At 60.3% G+C, this 22,711-nt stretch carries 23 protein-coding genes; 13 read left to right on the forward strand and 10 right to left on the reverse strand.

Annotation, left to right across the window (positions count from 1 at the left end; all coding sequences use genetic code 11):
• Positions 1-27 precede the first annotated feature (27 nt).
• Together gcvT and gcvH are read left to right on the forward strand one after the other, a co-directional pair.
• On the forward strand, positions 28-1,110 hold the full coding sequence (gene gcvT / locus HKK54_RS11960; protein WP_010167890.1) for a glycine cleavage system aminomethyltransferase GcvT: 1,083 nt from the start codon (positions 28-30) through the stop codon (positions 1,108-1,110).
• Between the two features lie 51 nt (positions 1,111-1,161).
• Positions 1,162-1,545, forward strand: coding sequence for a glycine cleavage system protein GcvH (gene gcvH, locus HKK54_RS11965; RefSeq protein ID WP_010167888.1), 384 nt, complete (start codon positions 1,162-1,164; stop codon positions 1,543-1,545).
• Positions 1,546-1,587: 42 nt separating this feature from the next.
• On the opposite strand, the gene HKK54_RS11970 is transcribed toward gcvH, so the two are convergent.
• From HKK54_RS11970 to HKK54_RS12000, 7 genes are all read right to left on the reverse strand, one after another.
• A complete protein-coding gene (locus HKK54_RS11970) occupies positions 1,588-2,727 on the reverse strand; it encodes a DegT/DnrJ/EryC1/StrS family aminotransferase (RefSeq protein WP_169386883.1) in 1,140 nt (379 codons plus the stop codon).
• A gap of 160 nt (positions 2,728-2,887) precedes the next feature.
• Positions 2,888-3,559 (reverse strand): outer membrane protein, encoded by a 672-nt coding sequence (locus tag HKK54_RS11975; protein WP_169386884.1) that lies wholly within the window; start codon positions 3,557-3,559, stop codon positions 2,888-2,890.
• Between the two features lie 160 nt (positions 3,560-3,719).
• A complete protein-coding gene (locus HKK54_RS11980) occupies positions 3,720-4,037 on the reverse strand; it encodes a DUF2388 domain-containing protein (RefSeq protein ID WP_010167882.1) in 318 nt (105 codons plus the stop codon).
• Between the two features lie 69 nt (positions 4,038-4,106).
• Positions 4,107-4,553 carry an NfeD family protein gene (locus tag HKK54_RS11985; protein ID WP_010167880.1) on the reverse strand — a complete coding sequence of 149 codons (447 nt, stop codon included), beginning with the start codon at positions 4,551-4,553 and terminating at the stop codon, positions 4,107-4,109.
• A gap of 10 nt (positions 4,554-4,563) precedes the next feature.
• Positions 4,564-5,484 (reverse strand): SPFH domain-containing protein, encoded by a 921-nt coding sequence (locus HKK54_RS11990; RefSeq protein WP_003213925.1) that lies wholly within the window; start codon positions 5,482-5,484, stop codon positions 4,564-4,566.
• 59 nt (positions 5,485-5,543) lie between these two features.
• A complete protein-coding gene (locus tag HKK54_RS11995; RefSeq protein ID WP_169386885.1) occupies positions 5,544-7,247 on the reverse strand; it encodes a GspE/PulE family protein in 1,704 nt (567 codons plus the stop codon).
• 84 nt (positions 7,248-7,331) lie between these two features.
• Positions 7,332-7,670 (reverse strand): hypothetical protein, encoded by a 339-nt coding sequence (locus tag HKK54_RS12000; RefSeq protein WP_169386886.1) that lies wholly within the window; start codon positions 7,668-7,670, stop codon positions 7,332-7,334.
• Between the two features lie 127 nt (positions 7,671-7,797).
• Between HKK54_RS12000 and HKK54_RS12005 the strand changes: the two genes are divergently transcribed.
• Complete coding sequence (locus HKK54_RS12005) at positions 7,798-8,268, forward strand: Lrp/AsnC family transcriptional regulator (RefSeq protein ID WP_010167872.1); 471 nt, start codon at positions 7,798-7,800, stop codon at positions 8,266-8,268.
• A 35-nt stretch (positions 8,269-8,303) separates the two neighbouring features.
• Here the strand turns inward: HKK54_RS12005 and HKK54_RS12010 are convergent, their stop codons facing one another.
• A complete protein-coding gene (locus tag HKK54_RS12010; protein ID WP_169386887.1) occupies positions 8,304-9,671 on the reverse strand; it encodes a CYTH domain-containing protein in 1,368 nt (455 codons plus the stop codon).
• 158 nt (positions 9,672-9,829) lie between these two features.
• Here HKK54_RS12010 and argE point away from each other — a divergent pair, with 158 nt between their 5' ends.
• The 10 genes from argE to HKK54_RS12060 all read left to right on the forward strand — a co-directional run bounded on the left by argE (position 9,830) and on the right by HKK54_RS12060 (position 20,284).
• On the forward strand, positions 9,830-10,978 hold the full coding sequence (argE, locus tag HKK54_RS12015) for an acetylornithine deacetylase (protein WP_010167868.1): 1,149 nt from the start codon (positions 9,830-9,832) through the stop codon (positions 10,976-10,978).
• A gap of 135 nt (positions 10,979-11,113) precedes the next feature.
• Complete coding sequence (gene argA / locus HKK54_RS12020) at positions 11,114-12,412, forward strand: amino-acid N-acetyltransferase (RefSeq protein ID WP_010167865.1); 1,299 nt, start codon at positions 11,114-11,116, stop codon at positions 12,410-12,412.
• 594 nt (positions 12,413-13,006) lie between these two features.
• On the forward strand, positions 13,007-14,365 hold the full coding sequence (locus tag HKK54_RS12025) for an OprD family porin (protein WP_003213912.1): 1,359 nt from the start codon (positions 13,007-13,009) through the stop codon (positions 14,363-14,365).
• A 273-nt stretch (positions 14,366-14,638) separates the two neighbouring features.
• Entirely contained in the window at positions 14,639-15,277 is a 639-nt protein-coding gene (locus HKK54_RS12030) for a peroxiredoxin (RefSeq protein ID WP_010167863.1), read from the forward strand.
• 317 nt (positions 15,278-15,594) lie between these two features.
• Positions 15,595-16,188, forward strand: coding sequence for an NADPH-dependent FMN reductase (ssuE, locus tag HKK54_RS12035; RefSeq protein ID WP_003213909.1), 594 nt, complete (start codon positions 15,595-15,597; stop codon positions 16,186-16,188).
• Positions 16,189-16,295: 107 nt separating this feature from the next.
• The gene (locus HKK54_RS12040; RefSeq protein WP_010167860.1) at positions 16,296-17,264 is read left to right on the forward strand and encodes a sulfonate ABC transporter substrate-binding protein; all 969 of its coding nucleotides are present in this window, start codon (positions 16,296-16,298) and stop codon (positions 17,262-17,264) included.
• A 25-nt stretch (positions 17,265-17,289) separates the two neighbouring features.
• Positions 17,290-18,438: an FMNH2-dependent alkanesulfonate monooxygenase gene (ssuD, locus tag HKK54_RS12045; RefSeq protein ID WP_010167857.1), complete on the forward strand. Its 1,149-nt coding sequence runs from the start codon at positions 17,290-17,292 to the stop codon at positions 18,436-18,438.
• A gap of 9 nt (positions 18,439-18,447) precedes the next feature.
• Positions 18,448-19,236 carry an aliphatic sulfonate ABC transporter permease SsuC gene (gene ssuC / locus HKK54_RS12050; RefSeq protein ID WP_010167854.1) on the forward strand — a complete coding sequence of 263 codons (789 nt, stop codon included), beginning with the start codon at positions 18,448-18,450 and terminating at the stop codon, positions 19,234-19,236.
• Positions 19,233-20,039 carry an aliphatic sulfonates ABC transporter ATP-binding protein gene (ssuB, locus tag HKK54_RS12055; protein WP_010167853.1) on the forward strand — a complete coding sequence of 269 codons (807 nt, stop codon included), beginning with the start codon at positions 19,233-19,235 and terminating at the stop codon, positions 20,037-20,039. The genes ssuC and ssuB overlap by 4 nt, the downstream gene beginning before the upstream one ends.
• Before the next feature lie 29 nt (positions 20,040-20,068).
• Positions 20,069-20,284 (forward strand): TOBE domain-containing protein, encoded by a 216-nt coding sequence (locus HKK54_RS12060; RefSeq protein ID WP_003213899.1) that lies wholly within the window; start codon positions 20,069-20,071, stop codon positions 20,282-20,284.
• A 117-nt stretch (positions 20,285-20,401) separates the two neighbouring features.
• Here HKK54_RS12060 and HKK54_RS12065 read toward each other — a convergent pair whose 3' ends face one another.
• A complete protein-coding gene (locus HKK54_RS12065; RefSeq protein ID WP_010167852.1) occupies positions 20,402-21,040 on the reverse strand; it encodes a TetR/AcrR family transcriptional regulator in 639 nt (212 codons plus the stop codon).
• A gap of 251 nt (positions 21,041-21,291) precedes the next feature.
• The gene (locus HKK54_RS12070) at positions 21,292-22,668 is read right to left on the reverse strand and encodes a glutamine synthetase family protein (protein WP_003213894.1); all 1,377 of its coding nucleotides are present in this window, start codon (positions 22,666-22,668) and stop codon (positions 21,292-21,294) included.
• Positions 22,669-22,711 lie beyond the last annotated feature (43 nt).

The following is a 22,711-nucleotide window of genomic DNA, read 5'->3' on the forward strand; positions in this document are numbered from 1 at the left end:
CTTCGCCACGCCCGGAAGGAGAAACCCATGGGACAGCGCACGCCTCTGTATGACCTGCATCTCGCCCTTGGCGCGAAAATGGTCGATTTTGGCGGTTGGGATATGCCTTTGCATTACGGCTCGCAGGTTGAGGAGCACCATCAAGTGCGACGCGATTGCGGGGTGTTTGATGTATCCCATATGACCGTGATCGATATCACAGGCCCCCAGGCCAAGGAATGGCTCCAGCATTTGCTGGCCAATGATGTTGACCGATTGCACGGCTGCGGCCGTGCGTTGTACAGCGCCATGCTCAACGAGCAGGGCGGCGTGGTGGATGACATGATTGTCTACCGCACCGAGAGTGGTTACCGGCTGGTGGTCAACGCCGCTACCCGTGACCAGGACATGGCCTGGATGCAGGCCCGGCTTGGCAGCTATCAGGCCCGGCTTCACGAGCGTCCCGAGTTGGCCATGCTTGCCATTCAGGGCCCCCATGCCCGGCAGAAGATCGCCGAGCTGGTGACTCAGTCTCGCGCCACCTTGATCCACCAGCTCAAGCCCTTTGAAGGCCTGGCCGACGGCGATTGGTTTATTGCGCGCACCGGTTATACCGGTGAAGACGGCCTGGAAATTGTCCTGCCGGCCGAGCAGGCCCCGGCGTTTTTCAACGATCTGGTCGGCGCGGGCATTTCCCCCATCGGCCTCGGCGCCCGCGACACGCTGCGCCTTGAGGCCGGTATGAACCTCTACGGTCAGGATATTCACCAGGACGTATCGCCCTTGGCGGCCAACATGGCCTGGAGCATCGCCTGGGAGCCGGCCGGGCGTGATTTCATCGGCCGTGCCGCCCTGGAAGCCGAAAAAGCAGCAGGTGTGAAGTCCAAATTGGTCGGACTGGTGCTGGAGGAACGTGGGGTTTTACGCGCGCATCAAGTGGTTCGTATCGCCAATGTTGGCGAAGGAGAGATCACCAGTGGTAGTTTCTCTCCTACGCTAAGCAAATCCATTGCACTGGCACGTGTGCCGTCGGCGACTGCTGACCGGGCCGAGGTGGAAATCCGCGGCAAGTGGTACCCGGTTCGGGTGGTCAAGCCGACGTTCGTGCGCCATGGCAAAACATTGATTTAACTTTTCCGGCGGGCCAATGGCCGCTGACATTTTTTCTTGAGGACACAGACTATGAGCGATATCCCTGCCGACCTGCGTTTTGCCGAAAGTCACGAATGGGCCCGTCTGGAAGCTGACGGCACCGTGACCGTCGGGATCTCGGACCACGCCCAGGAAGCATTGGGGGATGTGGTGTTCGTTGAGTTGACCGAAGTCGGCAACGTGTTCAAAGCGGCTGACCAGGCCGGCGTGGTTGAATCGGTGAAGGCCGCTTCGGATATCTACTCGCCAATTGCTGGCGAAGTGATCGCGGTGAACGACGCCTTGAGCGGTGAGCCAGAGCTGTTGAACTCCGACCCTTACGGCGCCTGGATCTTCAAGCTCAAGCCAAGCAACCCGGCTGACCTGGAAAAACTGCTGGACGCTGCCGGTTACAAGGCTGCCATCGGCGAGTGATCCCGCTGCGGGAGCCGGCAACCGGCTCCCGCAAAGGTTTTGTCAGCGTGTCAACACCGCTTTTACCGCCGCTACCGAACGCTCTACGTCCGCTTTCGTCATCGCCGTGAACATCGGCAGCGACACAATCAAACGCCCCACTTTTTCTGCTACCGGGAACATGCCTTCCTTGAATCCCTGCGCCTTGTACAAGCTCAGCAGGTGGATCGGCGGGTAGTGATAGCCAATGCCGACGCCATGGGCCTGCATCTGCTCCATGAATGTGGCACGTGCCGGCAAACCGTCCTGGCGCTCTGGCAGTACCAGCTGGAACAGGTGCCAGTTGCTGTTTTCGAAGTCGGCTGGTGGCAATTGCGCACCGTACTGCGCTTCAAAATCACTGCCGAAACACTCGAAATAGTGCTGCGCCAGTGCCTGGCGGTGGGCGGTGATCTTCTCGATATGGGCAAACTGACCCAGGCCGATGGCCGCTGCAATGTCGGTCATATTGAACTTGCCGCCGAGCACGTCCACGTCCAGGCCGTCGAAGCCGGTGCGGGTAACGCCTTGCAGGCGATATTTCTCGGCCAGGCGTGCTTCTTCAGGGGTGTTCAACACCAGGCAGCCGCCTTCGGACGAGGTGATGTTCTTGTTCGCCTGGAAGCTGAATGACACGAAATCGCCCGTAGAGCCAATCCGCTCGCCATCCCAGCTGGAGCCCAGGGCCTGGGCAGCATCTTCGACAATGCGCAGGTTGTATTTGTTGGCCAGTGCGTAGAGCAGCGGCATGTCCACGGGAAGGCCGGCCAGGTACACCGGGATGATCGCCTTGGTGCGTGGGGTGATTGCCGCTTCTACCTGGGCCAGGTCGATATTGCGGGTGACCGGGTCGATATCGGCGAACACGGGCGTGGCGCCTACCTCCAGAATCACGTTGGCAGTGGCGACCCACGAGATCGGGGTGGTGATGACTTCATCCCCTGGCCCGATGCCGGCGATGCGCAAGGCAATCTCCATGGTGCAGGTGCCCGAGTTGAAGGTACGCACCGGGCGCCCGCCAAAGTATTCCGACAGCTGCGCTTCGAACGCCTGCACTTTCGGCCCGCTGGTGATCCAGCCGGAGCGCAGTACGTCGCCCACCGCCGAGATGGTGGCTTCATCAATGGTGGGCTTGGAAAACGGCAGAAAGGGCAGTTGGCTCATAGCGTTGAAGGCATCCGTTTCAGGTAGACGATGAGAAAAAAGCATATCAATGCCGGGCATGGTTGCACGGTTCGACTGAATATAGCCTGTCGTCTGTGAATGAATCGTCACCCTCTGGTCAAAAAATGCCGCCTTGGCGGCGGCATCCCTGGGGCTTGGCCTAGAAGGTTACGCGGGCCTCCAGAAACACATTCTGCTCCTTGAGCTTGCCCTTGAGCTGTTCGTCGCGGGCGTTGATACGGTTGGCGAAGGTGTTGTAGCCGGTTTCAATCCTGCCCATGTCCACGTAGCGCCAGCCGGTGCCCAGGGTCAGGGTTTCGCTGACCTTGGCGTCCAGCCCGAGGCCTACGCTGTAGGCGAAATTGTGCTGGCGGTTGCTGGCGAAGCGCCGGGTCTTGTTGGTCTGGTAACCCTCGGCGTCAATCTGGGCCAAACCCACTCCCGCCATGCCGTAGAACGACAGCCACTCGTTGATCGGGATGTTTTTATAACCATTGAGCATCAAGCGCTGGCTGTCGGCCTGCAGGCTGTTGACGTTGGCATTGAATGGCGCCCATTGGGATTTGAAGTTTGACTGGCTGGGGGTGGTGTATTCCCCTTCCAGGCGCCAGCCATCGGCAAAGGCATAACCCAAGGCGAATGATCCGGTGAATGTTTTGCTGCTATCGGGGGCCGACACTCGATCGGTGACCCGTGGGCTGGTCAACAGTGAGCTGGAGAGATTCTGGCGGGCACTGTTGAGCTTTGCCGACCCGTACCAGCCTTCTGCCTGGGCATAGGGGGTGGCAATCGCGGCGAGCAGAAGCGCGCAGGAGAGTTTTTGCATGGTCATCGATTCACTTGGTCTAAAGGGAATCGACAGCTTGTTGCCTGGCGTGCGGACTGCTCGACAGGACTTTTCCTGTTCGAATGCGGAATCGCCAGCGTTGGTCGTAGGAAAGTAGGGTAAAAAAATGCCGCTCCCAAAGAGCGGCATTTTTCAGGTGGCGATGTTACTCGGAAGCAATGGCGTTTTTCGCCAGAATCGCGTTGGCCAGGTCCATGTCCGTGGCTTTCAGGCCAGGATTATCGGCGCGGACCTTCTGCATCGCAGCTTCCAGGTATGGGCCACGGATGCTGCCGTCGCTGGCGACGAAGCTACCGGCGTCGTCTTGAGCGGCGACCACCATTTTGTGGTCCTTGAAGGTCAGGTACGTCGAGCCGGTGGTGGCACCCGATGAGATGACATTACGCCAGAAGCTGTCGGCCATGGCTGAACCGACAGGAAGGGAAAGCACAGCGAGGGTTGCGACAGCATATTTTAGACGCATGATGGGTGACTCCGACTGGGTTATCTGTACAGTTTGATTGTAGATAGCCCAGCCGAGTTCCATGGCTGACTAAACAGTTTCAACCTTCAGAATCACGCCGTCCTGACCGATGACACGCACGTGTGCTCCCACGGGCGCGTCCGGGCCGGCTGCGATCCATACACCATCGCCGATCTTGATCTTGCCACGGCCCTCGATAATTGCCTGATGCACCACAAAGGTGCGCCCCATCAACTCCGAGCCACGCATGTTCAGCCCCGGCTGGTCGCTGACCTTGGCGCTGCTGCGCTGGCGTCGCCACCAGTACACCGCCGTGAGGATCGAGAGCACGGCGAACAGCAGCAGTTGCCACTCAAGGCCCAGGCTGGGGATCAGGAACTTGATCACGCCCACGGCGGCGGCGGCGATGCCCATCCACAACAGATAACCACCGGCACCGAACACTTCAAGGATCAACAGCACGGTGCCCAGTGCCAGCCAGTCCCAAAACGACAGGTGCTGCAGGAATTCCCACATGGCGCGTGCCTCAGGCTTTCTTGTTGTCGAAGGTTGCCTTGACGATCTCGCCGATGCCGCCGACGGCACCAATCACCTGGCTGGCTTCCAGCGGCATCAGGATCACCTTGCTGTTGTTGGCCGAGGCCAGCTTGCCCAGTGCGTCGATGTATTTCTGGGCGACAAAGTAGTTGATCGCCTGCACGTTACCGGTGGCAATTGCTTCCGAGACCACCTGGGTGGCGCGGGCTTCGGCCTCGGCCTGACGTTCGCGGGCTTCGGACTCAAGGAACGCGGCCTGACGACCGCCTTCAGCTTCAAGAATCTGCGCCTGCTTCTTGCCTTCTGCGGTCAGGATCGCGGAGGCTCGCAGGCCTTCGGCTTCGAGGATCTGCGCACGTTTGATCCGCTCGGCCTTCATCTGGCCGGACATCGCGGCCATCAGGTCGGCTGGCGGGCTGATGTCCTTGATCTCGATCCGGGTGATCTTGATGCCCCACGGTGCGGTGGCTTCGTCGACGGTGCGCAGCAGTTTCTCGTTGATGCCGTCACGCTGGCTGAGCATCGCATCCAGCTCCATGGAGCCGAGCACGGTACGGATGTTGGTTTGCAGCAGGTTGCGGATGGCGTGTTCGAGGTTGTTCACCTCGTAGGCGGCCTGGGCCGTATTGACCACCTGGAAGAAGCACACGGCGTCGATCTGCACCGTGGCGTTGTCGGCGGTGATGACTTCCTGGGGCGGAATATCCAGCACGCTTTCCATCACGTTGATCTTGCGACCGATGCGGTCCATGACCGGGATGATGATATTCAGGCCCGGCTTGAGGGTGTTGGTGTAGCGGCCGAAGCGCTCGACCGTCCACTGGTAGCCCTGTGGGACAACCTTGAAACCCATGAAGAGGATGGCGACGGCCAAGCCTACAAATAGCAGCAGTACGGTTCCGATCTGCATAACGATTCCTTGTCTGGTGTTGGCGGTAACGCGAGGTTTGACCGATTGTAACGGTGTTGTCAGGGATAAGGACGGTTTACCGGCCCATCAATCAAAGGATTTGTTTCTGAATCCCCAGGCGTCACTCGCAGTACCTCTTCCAGCGTCGTCAGCCCTGCCATGACCTTGCGTGTACCGGCAGACCGCAAGCTGCACATTCCCTCGCCAAGGGCCGCATGGCGCAGGGCCTGGATGTCGGCGCCCGGGGTGATCAGGGCCTTGAGGCGATCGTTCAGCAGCATGACCTCGTAGATCCCGGCCCGCCCTCGATAACCACTTTCCCGACATTCCCCGCAACCGACGGCCTGATAGACCTGCCCGGCGGGCCGCTTGCAGTGCGGGCACAACACACGCACCAGACGCTGGGCCATCACCCCCAGCAGCGTGGCGTTGATCAGGTAATGGGGAATGCCCAGTTCCAGCAAGCGGCTGATGGCGCCGGGTGCGTCGTTGGTGTGCAGCGTCGACAGCACCAGGTGCCCGGTGAGCGCGGCCTGGATCGCCATTTCTGCGGTTTCCAGGTCGCGAATCTCGCCGACCATGATGATGTCCGGGTCCTGGCGCATCAGGGCGCGGATGCCGCTGGCGAAGGTCAGGTCGATGTTGTGCTGGACCTGCATCTGGTTGAAGGCAGGCTCGACCATTTCGATCGGGTCTTCGACGGTGCACAGGTTGACCTCACGGGTCGCCAGTTGCTTGAGCGTGGTGTACAGGGTGCTGGTCTTGCCCGACCCGGTGGGGCCGGTGACCAGGATGATGCCATTGGCCTGGCCGGTCATGGACTGCCAGCGTTGCAGGTCGTCGCTGGAGAGCCCCAGTTGCTGGAAATCCTTGTGCAGAACCTGCGGGTCGAAAATCCGCATCACCAGCTTTTCGCCGAAGGCCGTAGGCAGGGTCGACAGGCGCAGTTCCACTTCGCCGCCTGCGGGGCTTTTGGTCTTTACCCGGCCGTCCTGGGGTTTGCGTTTTTCCGCCACGTTCATCCGGCCAAGGCTTTTCAGGCGGCTGACCACCGCCGTCGTCACCTGGGATGGAAATTGATAGACGTCGTGCAGCAGCCCGTCAATGCGAAACCGCACGCGGCCCTGATCGCGCCCGGGTTCGATATGGATATCGCTGGCCCGCTGGGCAAAGGCGTACTGCAGCAGCCAGTCGACGATATTGACGATGTGCGCGTCATTGGCGTCGGGCTCCTGGTCGCTGGCGCCGAGGGTAAGCAGTTGCTCGATGTTGGGGGTGCCGGATGTCTTTTGATCAACCGCGCCGCTCACCGATTTAGCCAGCCGGTAAAACTCCACGGTGCAGCGCTGAATATCCTGGGGGTTGGCGACCACTCGCCGGATGGAACGCTTCAATACCTGGGCCAGGCCGGCTTCCCAACTGTTTACATACGGCTGGGCGCTGGCGACCGTGACGCTGTGGGCATCCACCGCCACGGCGAGGATCCTGTGCCGCTGGGCAAAGGCGTAGGACATCAGCGGCACTACCGCTGCAACGTCGATTTTCAACGGGTCGATACGCAGGTAGGGCTGGCCGCAGTGGCGGGCGAGCCATTCGGTCAGGGTTTCCAGGGACGGGCCCTGGCTGGCAATGCATTCAAGGGGATGCAGCCCGCTGTTCGCCGGTACGGTCAGGTCGGCGGGCACCAGGCCCTGGTCGATCAGGGCAGGCAACAGCTGATGGCTTTCCAGCCAGCGATCCTGGGCATTTGGCGCAACGGACATGGTGACGTTCCTGGCTAACGGTTAGGCGTAGTCCTCAGGCTAGTCACCCTTTGCCCGAAGGCCTCCAGGGTTTATTGCAGGCTATTACTGACCCGCCCCCTGTGCCGCCAGAGGCCGCGCGGCATCAGCTGGCTGCAGCTCCAGCGAGCACACGCTGATCAGGTTACGAAGTTTTTCACCGATCACCTGGGCGCGGTGCCAGCTCAGGCCATCCATCACGATCTCGATCGCCAGCAGGTCGTCTTCGCGCTGCACGTTCACGTGGCGAGGCACCAGGAACTGCAGGGCAAAATAGTTGAGCACCCGGCACAACACATCAGGCTCTGCCTCGGCGAGGATTTGATAGTGCGCCTGGCAGTGGGTACTGCTGACGGCCCAGGCATCGACGCGTGGGGCGGGGCTGGCGGCTTCGACGACGTGCATGATGATTCTCCGGATTCGACTGCAGAAATTTTTGCATTCGGCGCGGGAGATTTCTTATCTAAAAAAGCCGATATTGGCTTATAAGAGAATCATGTAATTCCAGAAAGCATGATTAATGGGTATTTCTATGCACAGTGAGTTGGACGTGTACGACCGGCGCATTCTGGCGCTGTTGCAGGAAGACGCTTCGCTTTCCAGCGCACAGATCGCCGAACAGGTCGGCCTGTCGCAGTCACCGTGCTGGCGGCGAATTCAGCGGCTGAAAGAGGAGGGGGTGATTCGCGGCCAGGTCACCCTGCTGGATCGCAAGAAAATCGGCCTGAACACGCAGATTTTTGCCGAGGTGAAACTCAACGCCCACGGCCGTTCCAACTTCACCGAATTCACCGAGGCAATTCGCGGCTTTCCGGAAGTACTGGAATGTTATGTGCTGATGGGGGCGGTGGATTTTCTACTGCGGATCGTCACGTCGGACATCGAGGCGTATGAACGGTTTTTCTTCGAAAAACTGTCGATGGTGCCGGGGATCCAGGAGGTCAACTCGATAGTGGCCTTGTCGGAGATCAAGTCCACCACGAGTTTGCCGGTGCTGCGCTAAGCGCGAGGGAGCAAGCTCCCTCGCCACCAAGGGGGTTACAGGCGCAGCAGGGTTTTCCAGGCGCGATTCTGATAAACCGCGATCGCCTGATGCATCCGCGCATCCAGCGACTCATCGGTAATCGGCTGGTTGGCCAGGTGTGCCAGCTTGTTCAGCTCGCCATACAAGCGGTCCAGCTCGGCGATCTCCAGCACCTGGCGTGCATGGTGCAGCCAGGCCAGGATGCGTTCGATGCGCGGCAGTTGCTCAGCCAGGTCTTCCGGCTGTTGCTGGTAGCGCGGCAGTTGCAGGGCAACGGCGTCGTCGGCCAGCAGGCGCGGCAGCCAGTTGGCGAGTTGTGCTGCGCCCTGGCGGTTGCCACGCACGTTGCGATCGACCGCCCAGGTGCGGGCGAGCAGCCAGCGGGAGGTGGTCAGGGAGAACAGGCCCCAGCGCACGTCTTCCAGTTCTTCGGCGAACTGTTCCGGCGCGGCCTTGCGGATGTCTTCATCGTCGTCGCCAGCCTGGACCAGCGGACGCCAGTCTTCCAGCAAGGCGTCCAGTGCGGCCCGCAGTTCGCTGGTGGACTGGCGTGGCGCGGCCTGGCCGAGGCTGCCGAGCAGGGCACGCAATTCGCCGAGGTTTTCCACCCAGTCTTGCAGCAGACGCCAGTGGCCATTGAAACGGTATTGCTCGGCCAGGCGCTGGCTGCTGCCCAACAGGTGCCACATGACAGCGGCGAACGCGTCGTCCAGCGGCATCTCGGCGTGCAGTACCGGTGCCGGCAGGCTCAGGGAGTAGCTGTTGGCGTCGAACAGGCGATAGCCACGCTCGGCCTTGCTGATATCGCATGGCATCAATGCCAGGGTCGCCGCCAGTTCAGCGGCCAGCTCCAGCAGGGCGGCCGGGTCGCCTTCGCGCAGCTCCAGTTCCAGTTCGCAGATTTCTTCTTTCTGCTTGCCGGCGACCACGTGACCGAGGTCCAGGGCCGCTTCGATCACGACCTTGGCCTTGCCACGGCCCCAGGCGATTTCGGCGCGTTCACGCACGAAATCGGTGGTGAAGATCGGCTTGAGGGTCTTTTTGTCCAGTTCAGCCAATTGCTCGGGCCAGCATTCGCCGTCGAGTTTCTTCACGTCGAGCTTGGCTTTGGCCAGGTCCCAGTTGTACTCATTGCGTTCCGACAGACCGGCGACGCTCTGGCCACGGGTCTTGAGGGTCTGGATCACTTCGTCGCCGTCTTTGCGCAGGCGCAGGGCAACCTTGGCCTGAGCCAGGTCGCGTTCCGGGGTGTCGAAGTACTGGTTCATCAACTCACGGCGTTCCCAGCCACTTTTGTTGCGTTTTTTCAGTAACGGGTGCTCACGCAGCGCGGCGAGGGTTTCGCGGCTGACGCGTAGCTTGATTTCGGTTTCTTTCTGCATGGCCGGAAAATCCAGGATCGGGAGCGCAGCCGGGGAAATGTGTGGCTGCCAAGGTCGTGCAGTGTACAGGACTGAGCCCGGCAACGTGCCGCAACGGTTTATTGTGCAACGCAGATAGCTCTATGATGGGGTTCGTCCGGGAAGTTAAGAGACAGCGCATGCCTTTACCGTCCATGAAAGAACAGTTCGCCGCGCTGATTGCCGCGCCTTCGGTCAGTTGTACCCAGGCCTCTCTCGACCAATCCAACCGCCCGGTCATCGATTTGCTCGCCACCTGGCTCGGGGATCTGGGTTTTGCCTGCGACATCCAGCAAGTCAGCCCCGGCAAATTCAATCTGTTGGCGAGCTTCGGTACCGGCCCTGGCGGGCTGGTGTTGGCGGGGCACAGCGATACCGTGCCGTACGACGGTGCCCTGTGGCAGACCGATCCGCTGAAGCTGACGGAAGTCGACGGCCGCTGGGTAGGCCTTGGCAGTTGCGACATGAAGGGCTTTTTCGCCCTGGTGATCGAAGCGGTGCAGCCGCTGCTGGACCAACCCTTCAAGCAACCGCTGCTGATCCTCGCCACGTGCGACGAAGAAAGCTCCATGGCCGGCGCCCGTGCGCTGGCCGAGGCGGGTCGCCCTTTAGGTCGCGCGGCGGTGATCGGTGAGCCCACCGGCCTCAAGCCTATCCGCCTGCATAAAGGCGTGATGATGGAGCGCATCGATATCCTCGGGCGCAGTGGCCATTCGTCGGACCCAAGCCTGGGCCACAGCGCCCTCGAAGCCATGCACGATGCCATCGGCGAACTGCGCGGCCTGCGCCTGGCCTGGCAGCGCGAATACCGCAACCCGCAATTCAGCGTGCCGCAACCCACCCTGAACTTCGGCTGCATCCACGGGGGCGACAACCCCAACCGCATCTGCGGCCAATGCTCCCTGGAGTTCGACCTGCGGCCCTTGCCCGGCATGGATCCCCAGGTGCTGCGTGCCGCCATTCGACAAAAGCTCGAGCCCCTGGCCGAGCGTCATCAGGTGAAGATCGACTACGCGCCACTGTTCCCGGAAGTGCCACCCTTCGAGCAGCCTGAGGATGCCGAGTTGGTGCGGGTTGCTGAACGACTTACCGGTCATCGCGCCGAAGCAGTAGCGTTCGGCACCGAAGCGCCTTATCTTCAGCGCCTTGGTTGCGAGACCCTGGTGCTCGGCCCTGGCGATATCGCCTGTGCCCACCAGCCCGGCGAGTACCTTGAAATGTCACGCTTGACGCCTACAGTGCGTCTATTGCGGGAACTGATTCAACATTACTGCCTGACACCTGCATAAATTAACCCCTGCCCATCCGTACATAGAAGGAGAGCGAGCGTGTCGCCAAGCCTGTTCCGACGATAACCAACAGCCCGCTGTGCGTTTCCATGATTCATCCTTTTTTGGCTGCTTTTTATTACAGGCCCAGGTTCTATGCCCGAATACGTCAATTGGCTTCGTCACGCTTCGCCTTACATCAATGCCCACCGCGACTGCACCTTTGTGGTCATGCTGCCGGGCGATGGTGTGGAACATCCGAACTTCGGCAACATCGTCCATGACCTGGTGCTGCTCCACAGCCTGGGCGTGCGGCTGGTGCTGGTCCACGGCTCACGCCCGCAAATCGAAACCCGCCTCGCTGCCCGCGGCCTGACCCCGGCTTACCACGAAGGCTTGCGCATCACCGATGCCGCGACCCTGGAGTGTGTGATCGATGCGGTCGGCCATCTGCGCATCGCCATCGAAGCGCGGCTGTCGATGGACATGGCCTCGTCGCCAATGCAGGGCTCGCGCCTGCGGGTGGCCAGCGGCAACCTGGTGACGGCGCGCCCGATCGGCGTGCTTGAGGGTGTCGACTATCACCACACCGGCGAAGTGCGCCGGGTCGATCGCAAGGGTATCAACCGCCTGCTGGACGAGCGCTCCATCGTGCTGCTGTCGCCGCTGGGCTACTCGCCCACCGGTGAAATCTTCAACCTCGCCTGCGAAGACGTCGCCACCCGCGCCGCCATTGACCTGGGCGCGGACAAGCTGCTGCTGTTCGGCGCCGACCTCGGCCTGATCGACGAACACGGCCGCCTGGTGCGTGAGCTGCGGCCGCAACAGGTGCCCGCGCATCTGCAACGCCTGGGCAGCAACTACCAGGCCGAACTGCTGGACGCGGCCGCCGAGGCGTGCCGTGGCGGAGTAGGGCGCAGCCATATTGTCAGTTATGCCGAAGACGGCGCCTTGTTGACCGAACTGTTCACCCGGGACGGCGGCGGTACGCTGGTGGCCCAGGAACAGTTCGAGCTGGTGCGCGAAGCGGCGATTGAAGACGTCGGAGGTTTGCTGGATCTGATCAGTCCGCTGGAAGAGCAGGGGATTCTGGTGCGTCGATCCCGGGAAGTGCTGGAGCGGGAAATTGAGCAGTTCAGCGTGGTGGAACGTGAAGGCATGATCATCGCCTGTGCGGCGCTGTATCAGATTGCCGACTCGGACGCGGGCGAGCTGGCGTGCCTGGCGGTGAACCCGGAATACCGCCATGGCGGCCGTGGTGATGAACTGCTGGAGCGCATTGAGACCCGTGCCCGGGCCCAGGGTTTGAAGACGTTGTTCGTCCTCACCACGCGTACCGCCCACTGGTTCCGCGAGCGTGGGTTTGTGCCGAGTACGGTGGATCGCCTGCCTTCGGCGCGGGCGTCGCTGTACAACTATCAGCGTAATTCGAAGATTTTCGAAAAGGCGTTGTAAGCCTGAAGGGGCGAGGGGGCAATCCTCTCGCCTGTCAATTTGGCGAGTCATGCATCCGGGGTGGGTGCATCGGCCCTGAATACAGGGTTTGCCGATTTATCCACAAAACGGACATCAAACTGACATTATCGCCGGGTACGGTGAGGTGGATTGTTGGGACGGCAAAAAAGTTTCATCGATACAGAAACTGTAACAAATTGACGGAATGATGTGCGTTTGGCCATGATGGCGTCGCATTTTTGATCGTGGGTGACGTATTGACCGTTAGGTCAGCGCGAAACGATCTAAAAAGGCGAAGAGACATGCGCTTCAGGAACACCCTTATGGAGCGGTTCCGCCTTGATGGCCCGACCGTCCCATGGAAAGCGTTATTCCTGAATCGTATGAAAAAGGATGAAACAATTCTTTTTGGGTGTATGAAAAACTCATTACCCTGCAGGGACCAAATTAACTGCGGTTAGACGAAAGTAGTAGACACACAAGGTTACGATTGACTTGTCGGTCACTATCCGGTGCTAATCGCGCATCTGTGGATCAAGGGCGTCAGACCCGAGACCTAAGAAATACAAAAATTAGAAATGAGAGGAGCGGTACATGAAGAAGTCAACATTGGCGTTGGCCGTAGCTTTGGGGGCAATCGCTCAACAAGCAGGCGCCGCAGGTTTCATCGATGACAGCAAGATCACGCTGGGCGTACGTAACTTTTACATCAACACCGACAACCGCGATCTGAAGCCATCGGCTACCTCGAACACCCGCAGCAAAAACGCTGAATGGGGTCAGGGTTTCGACCTGCGTTTCATCTCGGGTTTCACCCAAGGTACTGTGGGCTTCGGTCTTGACGCCATCGGCCTGTACGGCGTACGTCTGGATTCCAGCCGCGCTGATCACGGTAACTACACGGGCACTGCTTCCGGCGGCACCGTGTTCCCAAGTGATGGCAACAAGGCTGTTCACGATTTCGCCAGCCTGGGCGTGACCGGTAAGGTCAAGATCTCCCAGACCGTGCTGAAGATCGGTACCTTGCAGCCGAACAACCCGGTGATCAAGACCAACGACGGTCGTCTGTTGCCACAAACCTTCCAGGGCGGCGAGATCTCCTCGAACGAGTTCAAGGACCTGACCCTGACTGCTGGCCAGATCGAGCACTCCAAAGGCCGTAACTCCAGCAACAATGAAGGTCTGTCCCTGGCCGGTGCCAACGGCAGCTCGAACTATGACGCAGGTAACTTCGTCAACAAGTTCTACTACGCCGGCGCTGACTACAAAATCAACAAAGACCTGACTGCTTCGTACTACTTCGGCGAGCTGAAGGATTTCTACTCTCAGAACTTCCTGGGCCTGGTCCACAACTGGGCGATCGGTCCTGGCGTCCTGAAAAGTGACCTGCGCTACTACCGCAGCCGTGACAACGGTGCCAACGGTGATACTGCCGGTTACTACACCTCCGGCTACTACTCGGATCATCCGACCAACGCCACCAAGGTCAAAGGTAAGGTCGACAACGACCTGTACAGCTACCTGGCACTGTACTCGGTTGCCGGTCACACCTTCGGTGCTGGCTACCAGTACACCAAGGGCGACAGCGACTTCCCTTGGCTGAACCAAGGTGACGGCTCGTCGAACAGCACCATCACCGACATGCAAATCCAGAAGTTTGCCCGTGCTGGCGAACGTACCTGGCAAGCTCGCTACGCCTATGACTTCGCCAAGATCGGCGTACCTGGCCTGACTGCCGGTGTGGTTTACCTCAAAGGTAGCAACATCGACACCACCGTCGGCGAGCGTAACGAGTGGGAACGCGACCTGACCCTGGCTTACGTTGTTCCAGAAGGTCCGCTGAAAAACCTGGGCGTTGCCTGGAAAAACGCGATGTGGCGTACCGACCTGGCGAACACCCGTTCCCAGGACGAAAACCGCGTAATTCTGAGCTACACCTACGCGTTCAAGTAAGAGCGTAAAACCTTGCCCGGCGCAATGCCGGGCAGGGTGCTTTACTGTTCAAGTCGGGCTCAACCCCCGCAAGCCCTTCCTGAATCCCCTCTTTGTACAGCGTCTCAAGGCCTTCTCGAACCTTGAAGAGATGGTGCGCTTCGCCCGTTCGACTTTCCAATGAATAGATTTTTAATATTCCTTTATCGTCTAGATAAATCAATATTTATTCTTTTTAAATAATCCACAACGCAGGCACAGTGGGCTCCATAAGCACTCATCAGGAGCCACACCATGAGCCTCAGACTGGGCGACATCGCCCCCGACTTTGAACAGGATTCCAGCGCCGGCAAGATTCGCTTTCACGAGTGGCTGGGCGATAGCTGGGGTGTACTGTTTTCCCACCCGGCGGACTTCACCCCGGTGTGCACCACCGAGCTGGGCTTCACCGCCAAGCTCAAGGACGAATTCGCCAAGCGTGGCGTCAAGGCCATTGCCCTGTCGGTAGACCCGGTGGACTCGCACCACAAGTGGATCGAAGACATCAACGAAACCCAGAACACCATCGTCAACTTCCCGATCCTGGCCGACGCAGACCGCAAGGTCTCCGACCTGTATGACCTGATCCACCCGAACGCCAGTGACACCCTCACTGTGCGCTCGCTGTTCGTGATTGATCCGAACAAAAAGATTCGCCTGACCATTACCTATCCGGCCAGCACCGGTCGCAACTTCCACGAAATCCTGCGGGTGATCGACTCGCTGCAGCTGACCGACAGCCATAAAGTCGCCACCCCGGCCAACTGGCAGGACGGTGATGAAGTGGTGATCGTGCCGTCGCTCAAGGACGAGGAAGAGATCAAGAAGCGCTTTCCGAAGGGCTACCGGGCGGTGAAGCCGTATCTGCGGCTGACGCCTCAACCAAACCGTTAAGGCTGATACCGCCATCGCGGGCAAGCCCGGCTCCCACAGTTGATCGCATTCCCCTGTGGGAGCGGGCTTGCCCGCGATGGCGGCCTGACAGGCAACAAAGAGTTGATGCTGCAAACCGTCTCACAATGCAGGGGTTTTAAGGCCGTTTCGACGGCCTTTTTTTATGCCTGGAGTTTAGTGAACCGCATATGCATTTAAAGAATAAACAAATGAAAAAATAAGATTTATAGATATATAAATTGGCTGATATGGTCTGTTCCATCTTGGCGCCATCGCCACATAGCGAACCGCCGACACTTTCCAAAGGAATTTCCTACATGCTGGTTGTAACACTTGGTGGTAGCCCCAGCCAACGTTCCCGGTCCGGGGTCTTGCTGGATCACACCCGCAACTGGTTGCAGCAACAAGGCGTGGAAGTGGTGAGTTATCAGATACGGGACTTCCCGGCCGAAGACTTGCTGCACGCGCGGTTCGACAGCCCGAAGATCATCGACCTGCTGCAGCAAGTGGCGAACGCCGATGGCCTGGTGATCGCCACGCCGGTGTACAAGGCTTCGTTCTCCGGCGCCCTGAAAACCATCCTCGACCTGCTGCCTGAACGCGCCCTGGCCCACAAAATCGTATTGCCGATGGCCACCGGCGGCAGCATCGCCCACATGCTGGCGGTGGACTACGCGCTGAAGCCGGTGCTGTCGGCATTGAAAGCCCAGGAATTGCTCCACGGGATTTTTGCCGAAGACAGCCAGATCGCCTACGGCGAAGGCAGCGCCCAGGCGCAACTGGTGCCGGTACTGGAACAACGTTTGAGCGAGGCCCTGGAGACGTTCTACAGCGCCATGGCCCGCCGCCCGAAACCCCTTGACCCCAATGTGTTGAATGAACGTTTGTTGAGTGCTCGCTGGAGCATTTAAGCCTTACCCAGCTTTACCTGGATTCAACAAGTACTACTCACCTTACTCAGCCGCCAACGGCCAAGCAGGTGCAGCCAACCCCCTAATCGTATTGTGGAGAGAGCGCCATGCGCACTGTCATCTTGCGTCGTGGTCTGGTCGCACTGTTTGCTGCGGCTGTGTCCTTCGGCGCCATTGTTCAAGCTCAAGCGGCCGAAACCCTGCGAATCGGCTATCAGAAATACGGCACCCTGGTGCTGCTCAAGGCCAAGGGCTCGCTGGAGAAGCGCCTGGCCGAGCAGGGCGTCCAGGTGCAATGGACTGAGTTTCCCGGCGGCCCACAGTTGCTGGAAGGACTGAACGTCGGCTCCATCGACTTCGGCGTGACGGGCGAAACCCCGCCGGTGTTCGCCCAGGCCGCCGGTGCCGATCTGCTCTACGTCGCCTACGAGCCACCGGCGCCGACCAGTGAAGCGATCTTGGTGCCGAAAGATTCGCCGATCAAATCGGTGCAAGACCTCAAGGGCAAGAAAGTCGTCCTCAACAAAGGCTCCAACGTGCACTACCTGCTGGTGCGTGCCCTGGAAGATGCAGGCCTGAAATACACCGACGTGCAGACCGTCTTCCTGCCGCCCGCCGATGCCCGCGCCGCGTTCGAGCGTGGCAGCGTCGATGCCTGGGTGATCTGGGACCCGTACCAGGCGGCCGCCGAGAAACAGCTGCAAGCCCGCACCCTGCGTGACGGCACCGGCATCGCCGACAACCATCAGTTCTACCTGGCCACCAAGCCTTACGCCGAAAAACACCCTGAGGTGATCAAGGCGCTGGTGGAAGAAGTGCGCGCGGTGGGCGAGTGGTCCAAGGCCAACCCGGAGCAAGTCACCGAACAAGTTGCACCGCTGCTGGGCCTGCCGGCTGACATCACCCTGACCTCGGTGAAACGCCAGGGCTACGGGGCGCTGTTCCTGACCCCGGAAGTGGTTGCCGCGCAGCAGAAAATCGCCGACAGCTTCTACCAACTCAAATTGATCCCCAAACCCTTGAACATCAAGGACGTGATCTGGACGCCACCCGCCGCCGTTGCCAAAGCGCCGTAATCCGACTTCTTCAGGAGACAACTCCATGAGCCTCAATATTTTCTGGTTTCTGCCTACTCACGGCGACGGCCATTACCTTGGCACCGCCGAAGGCGCTCGCGCCGTAGACCACGGTTATCTGCAGCAAGTGGCCCAGGCGGCGGACCGCCTTGGCTTCGGCGGGGTGCTGATCCCTACCGGCCGCTCCTGCGAGGATTCGTGGCTGGTGGCGGCGTCGCTGATTCCGGTGACCCAACGCTTGAAATTCCTTGTCGCGCTGCGCCCCGGGATCATCTCCCCGACGGTGGCTGCGCGTCAGGCCGCGACCCTGGACCGGTTGTCCGGCGGCCGGGCGTTGTTCAACCTGGTGACCGGTGGAGACCCGGATGAATTGGCCGGCGACGGGTTGTTCCTGAGCCATGAAGAGCGTTACCAGGCGTCGGTGGAATTCACCCGCATCTGGCGTCGCGTGCTGGAAGGCGAAACCGTCGATTACGACGGCCAGCACATCAGCGTCAAAGGCGCCAAATTGCTCTACCCGCCGATCCAGCAACCGCGTCCGCCGCTGTATTTCGGTGGCTCCTCCGAAGCGGCCCAGGACCTGGCTGCAGAACAAGTGGAAATGGTGTTGACCTGGGGCGAGCCACCGGCTGCGGTGGCGGAAAAGATCGCACAGGTTCGCGCCAAGGCCGCCAAGCTCGGGCGTACCGTGCGCTTCGGCATTCGCCTGCATGTGATCGTGCGTGAAACCAACGCCGAAGCCTGGCAGGCCGCGGACAAACTGATCTCCCATGTGGACGATGAAACCATCGCTCGCGCCCAGGCCTCGCTGTCGCGCTTTGACTCCGTGGGTCAGCAACGCATGGCCGCCTTGCACGGCGGCAGCCGCGACAACCTGGAAGTCAGCCCCAACCTGTGGGCCGGCGTCGGCCTGGTGCGCGGCGGTGCCGGCACAGCCCTGGTGGGCGATGGTCCGACCGTGGCGGCACGGGTGAAGGAATACGCTGATCTGGGCATCGACACCTTTATCTTCTCCGGTTATCCACACCTGGAAGAGTCGTATCGCGTTGCGGAGCTGCTGTTCCCGCACCTGGACATCGAACGTCCCGAGTTGCCCAAAGGCGCCGGTTACGTCAGCCCGTTCGGCGAAATGGTCGCCAACGACATCCTTCCCAAAGCTGCGTCCCAGAGCTGAGGCGCCGCCATGAACCTTGAAAAATTAAGTCATCGATTGGCGCCCTGGGCGCTGCCGATCCTGTTGCTGGCGGTATGGCAGTTGTCGGTGTCGGCCGGTTGGTTGTCGACACGTATTCTGCCGGCACCCAGCGCGGTGATCGAAGCCGGTATCAGCCTGGTCCGCAGCGGCGAAATCTGGACGCACCTGGCCATCAGTGGCTGGCGTGCGGGCCTGGGTTTTGTGATCGGCGGCAGTATCGGCCTGGCCCTGGGCTTTATCACCGGCCTGTCGACCTGGGGTGAACGCCTGCTGGACAGCTCGGTGCAGATGATCCGCAACGTGCCGCACCTGGCGCTGATCCCGTTGGTGATCCTATGGTTCGGCATCGACGAGACGGCGAAGATATTTCTGGTCGCCCTCGGCACGCTGTTCCCGATCTACCTCAACACCTACCACGGCATCCGCAACGTCGACCCGGCGCTGGTAGAAATGGCCCGCAGTTATGGCTTGTCCGGTTTCAGCCTGTTTCGCCAAGTGATTTTGCCGGGCGCCTTGCCTTCGATTCTGGTGGGCGTGCGCTTCGCGCTGGGCTTTATGTGGCTGACGCTGATCGTTGCGGAAACCATCTCCGCCAGTTCGGGCATTGGCTACCTGGCGATGAACGCCCGGGAGTTCCTGCAAACCGACGTGGTGGTACTGGCCATCGTGCTGTACGCCGTGCTCGGCAAGCTGGCAGACCTGGCGGCGCGTGGCCTGGAGCGTGTCTGGTTGCGCTGGCACCCGGCCTATCAAGTGAATAAAGGAGGTGCGGCATGACCGCTCAACAACCTCCACGCCTGCTGCGGGGCATTCCCCTGGCAGTGCGCAAGTTGCGCAAGGCTTTCGGCGCGCGGGAAGTGCTGAAGGAAATCGACCTGCACATCCCGGCCGGTCAATTCGTCGCGGTCGTGGGCCGTAGCGGCTGCGGCAAAAGTACCTTGCTGCGCCTGCTGGCGGGCCTGGACAAAGCCAGCGGTGGCGAATTGCTCGCCGGTTCCGCGCCGCTGAGCGATGCGATTGAAGACACGCGGTTGATGTTCCAGGAAGCGCGCCTGCTGCCGTGGAAAAAGATCATCGACAACGTGGGCCTGGGCCTCAAGGGCAACTGGCGCCCGCAGGCGTTGGAAGCGCTGGAAGCGGTCGGCCTGGCCGAGCGCGCCAATGAGTGGCCGGCGGCGTTGTCCGGTGGCCAGAAGCAGCGCGTGGCCCTGGCCCGCGCCTTGATCCACCAACCACGTCTGTTGCTGCTGGACGAACCGCTGGGGGCCCTGGATGCCCTGACCCGGATCGAGATGCAGCAACTGATCGAGAACCTCTGGCAGAAGCACGGCTTCACCGTGCTGCTGGTGACCCACGACGTCAGCGAAGCCGTGGCCATTGCCGATCGGGTGATTTTGATCGAAGACGGCGAAATCGGCCTCGACCTGCACGTGGAACTCCCACGTCCGCGGGTGCGTGGCTCCCACCGCCTGGCGGCGCTGGAAACCGAAGTGCTTAACCGTGTGTTGTCGCTGCCCGGCACCCCGCCGGAACCCGAACCTGTTTCACCGCTGCCTACGCAATTGCGTTGGGCTCAATAACTCACTTGTCTTACACAGGAAGAACGACCATGACTATTAAAGCCATCAACGTACGTAACCAGTTCAAAGGCACCATCAAGGAAATCGTCGAAGGCGACGTGCTGTCGGAAATCGACGTACAGACCGCGTCCGGCATCGTCACTTCCGTGATCACCACGCGCTCGGTGAAAGAGCTGGAACTGGTGATTGGCAGCGAAGTGATTGCCTTCGTTAAGTCCACCGAGGTGTCGATCGCCAAGTTGTGATTGGCGTTCTTGAAACCGCCATCGCAGGCAAGCCAGCTCCCACATTTTGATCTGTGAACGCAGTCAAATGTGGGAGCTGGCTTGCCTGCGATAAGGCCTTTGTGAGCAACACATCAGTCAGGCAGTGACCACCCGCTTGGGCAGGAACGCCGGCAGATAAAGCCCCACATACGCATCAAATACCCGCATGCCTTCCTCGGCCATGCGCGGGGTGATTTGCCCGTGCTGGTGCACCGAGCGCGCATAGACCCGGTCGCTCAGCTCCAGGGCCAGGGCAAACACGTCGACATCGGCGGGCAGGCTCGGCACCTCGAAGTGCCGGTTGAACACCTCATACATCAGGTTTCCCAACTCCAGGTCGTGCTGGCGGTCGGCCTGTGTCACTTCGGTCAGCCCGTGCTGGGCCAGGATCAATTGCCGTGCGGCGGCGTCGTTGCTGTAGATGCTGAGCATGCGCTGCTCCACCACGCAGGACAGGTCGCGCCAGTGCTTGAGTGAGTCATGATCGATGGGCGCCTGAATGGCCGCGCGAAAGGCTGCATGGACATCAGCGGTCAGCGCCTCCAGCAACGCCGGCACGCTGGCGAAGAAGTGGTACACCGATGACGGCGGAATCTGCGCCCGTTCGGCCACGCTGTAGATCGACAGGCTCGCCACGCCTTCGGCGGCCAGCAAGGTGCGGGCGGCGTCGAGGATCGCGTCGATCCGGGCCTGGCTGCGGGCGCGGGGTTTGCGAGGGGCGACGGGGCGATTCATTGAAGTCTCCTACAGGGTAGCGGGCATTGTACGCAGAGCCACTGGATGATCCATACCCTGTGGCGAGGGAGCTTGCTCCCGCTGGACTGCGCAGCAGGCCCAAGACCTGCACCTCGGTTCCGCCTGAAAGAACCCGGTGTTCTTATTGGGGCCGCTTCGCAGCCCAGCGGGAGCAAGCTCCCTCGCCACCACAGGCATAAAAAACGCCGCAAGCCAAAAGCCTGCGGCGTTCTTTTTAACCCGACAACCGCTTACACGGTATGCAGGTACCAGTTGTACTCAAGGTCGGAGATGGAGTGTTCGAACTCTTCCAGCTCACTTTCCTTACAGGCGACGAAGATATCGATGTATTTAGGATCGATGTACTTGGCCATCACCTCGCTGTCGTCCAACTCGCGCAGGGCATCGCGCAGGTTGTTCGGCAGGCTCTGTTCGTTCTGCTCGTAGCTGTTGCCTTCCACCGGTGCGCCAGGCTCGATCTTGTTGGTCAGGCCGTGATGCACGCCCGCCAATACCGAAGCCATCAGCAGGTAAGGGTTGGCGTCGGCGCCGGCCACACGGTGTTCGATACGTACGGCGTCGGACGAGCCGGTCGGTACGCGAATCGCCACGGTGCGGTTATCCAGGCCCCAGCACGGCGAGTTCGGCACGTAGAACTGTGCGCCGAAACGACGGTAGGAGTTGACGTTAGGGCACAGGAACGCCATTTGGGCGGGTAGGGTCTCCAGCACACCGCCGATCGCGTGACGCAATGCGGCGTTCTGCTCGGGATCCTCGCTGGCAAAGATGTTCTTGCCGTCCTTGTCCAGGATCGAAATGTGCACGTGTAAACCGTTGCCTGCCTGGCCCGGGTAAGGCTTGGCCATGAAGGTGGTGTCCATCTCATGGTCGTAGGCGATGTTCTTGATCAGGCGCTTGAGCAGTACCGCGTAGTCGCAGGCCTTGATGGGGTCGGCAACGTGGTGCAGGTTCACTTCGAACTGCGCCGGGGCACTTTCCTTGACGATGGCGTCGGCAGGGATGCCTTGCTCTTTTGCACCTTCCAGAATGTCCTGGAGGCAGTCGACGTATTCGTCGAGGTCGTCGATCAGGTAGACCTGTGTCGAGTGCGGGCGTTTGCCGGAGATCGGCGAGCGGGGCGGTTGTGGCCGGCCATTCACGTTCTCCTGGTCAATCAGGTAGAACTCCAGCTCGAATGCGGCGCAGATGGTCAGACCGAGGTCGTCAAATTTGCTTACAACTTGGCGGAGGACTTCGCGAGGATCGGCGAAGAAAGGTTCACCTTCGAGTTCGTGCATGGTCATCAGCAGTTGCGCGGTTGGGCGCTTTTGCCAGGGTTCATTGCACAGGGTGTCGGGGATTGGATAACAGATTCGGTCAGCATCACCGATGTCCAGACCCAGGCCGGTGCTTTCCACCGTTGAGCCGTTGATATCCAGGGCAAATAGAGAGGCAGGCAGGTTAATGCCCTTCTCGTAAACCTTGTGGAGGCTGGTGCGTTCGATGCGCTTGCCGCGCACCACACCATTCATATCCGCAATTAGAAGGTCTACGTACAGAACCTCAGGATGATCCTTAAGGAACGCGTTCGCTTCGTTAAGCTGAACGGCACGCGGGGGTACCGACATGATGCAACACCTTTGTTGTTAAAAATATCAATCATTGATCTCT

Origin of the sequence: Pseudomonas sp. ADAK13, assembly GCF_012935715.1 — a bacterium.
GTDB lineage: Bacteria > Pseudomonadota > Gammaproteobacteria > Pseudomonadales > Pseudomonadaceae > Aquipseudomonas.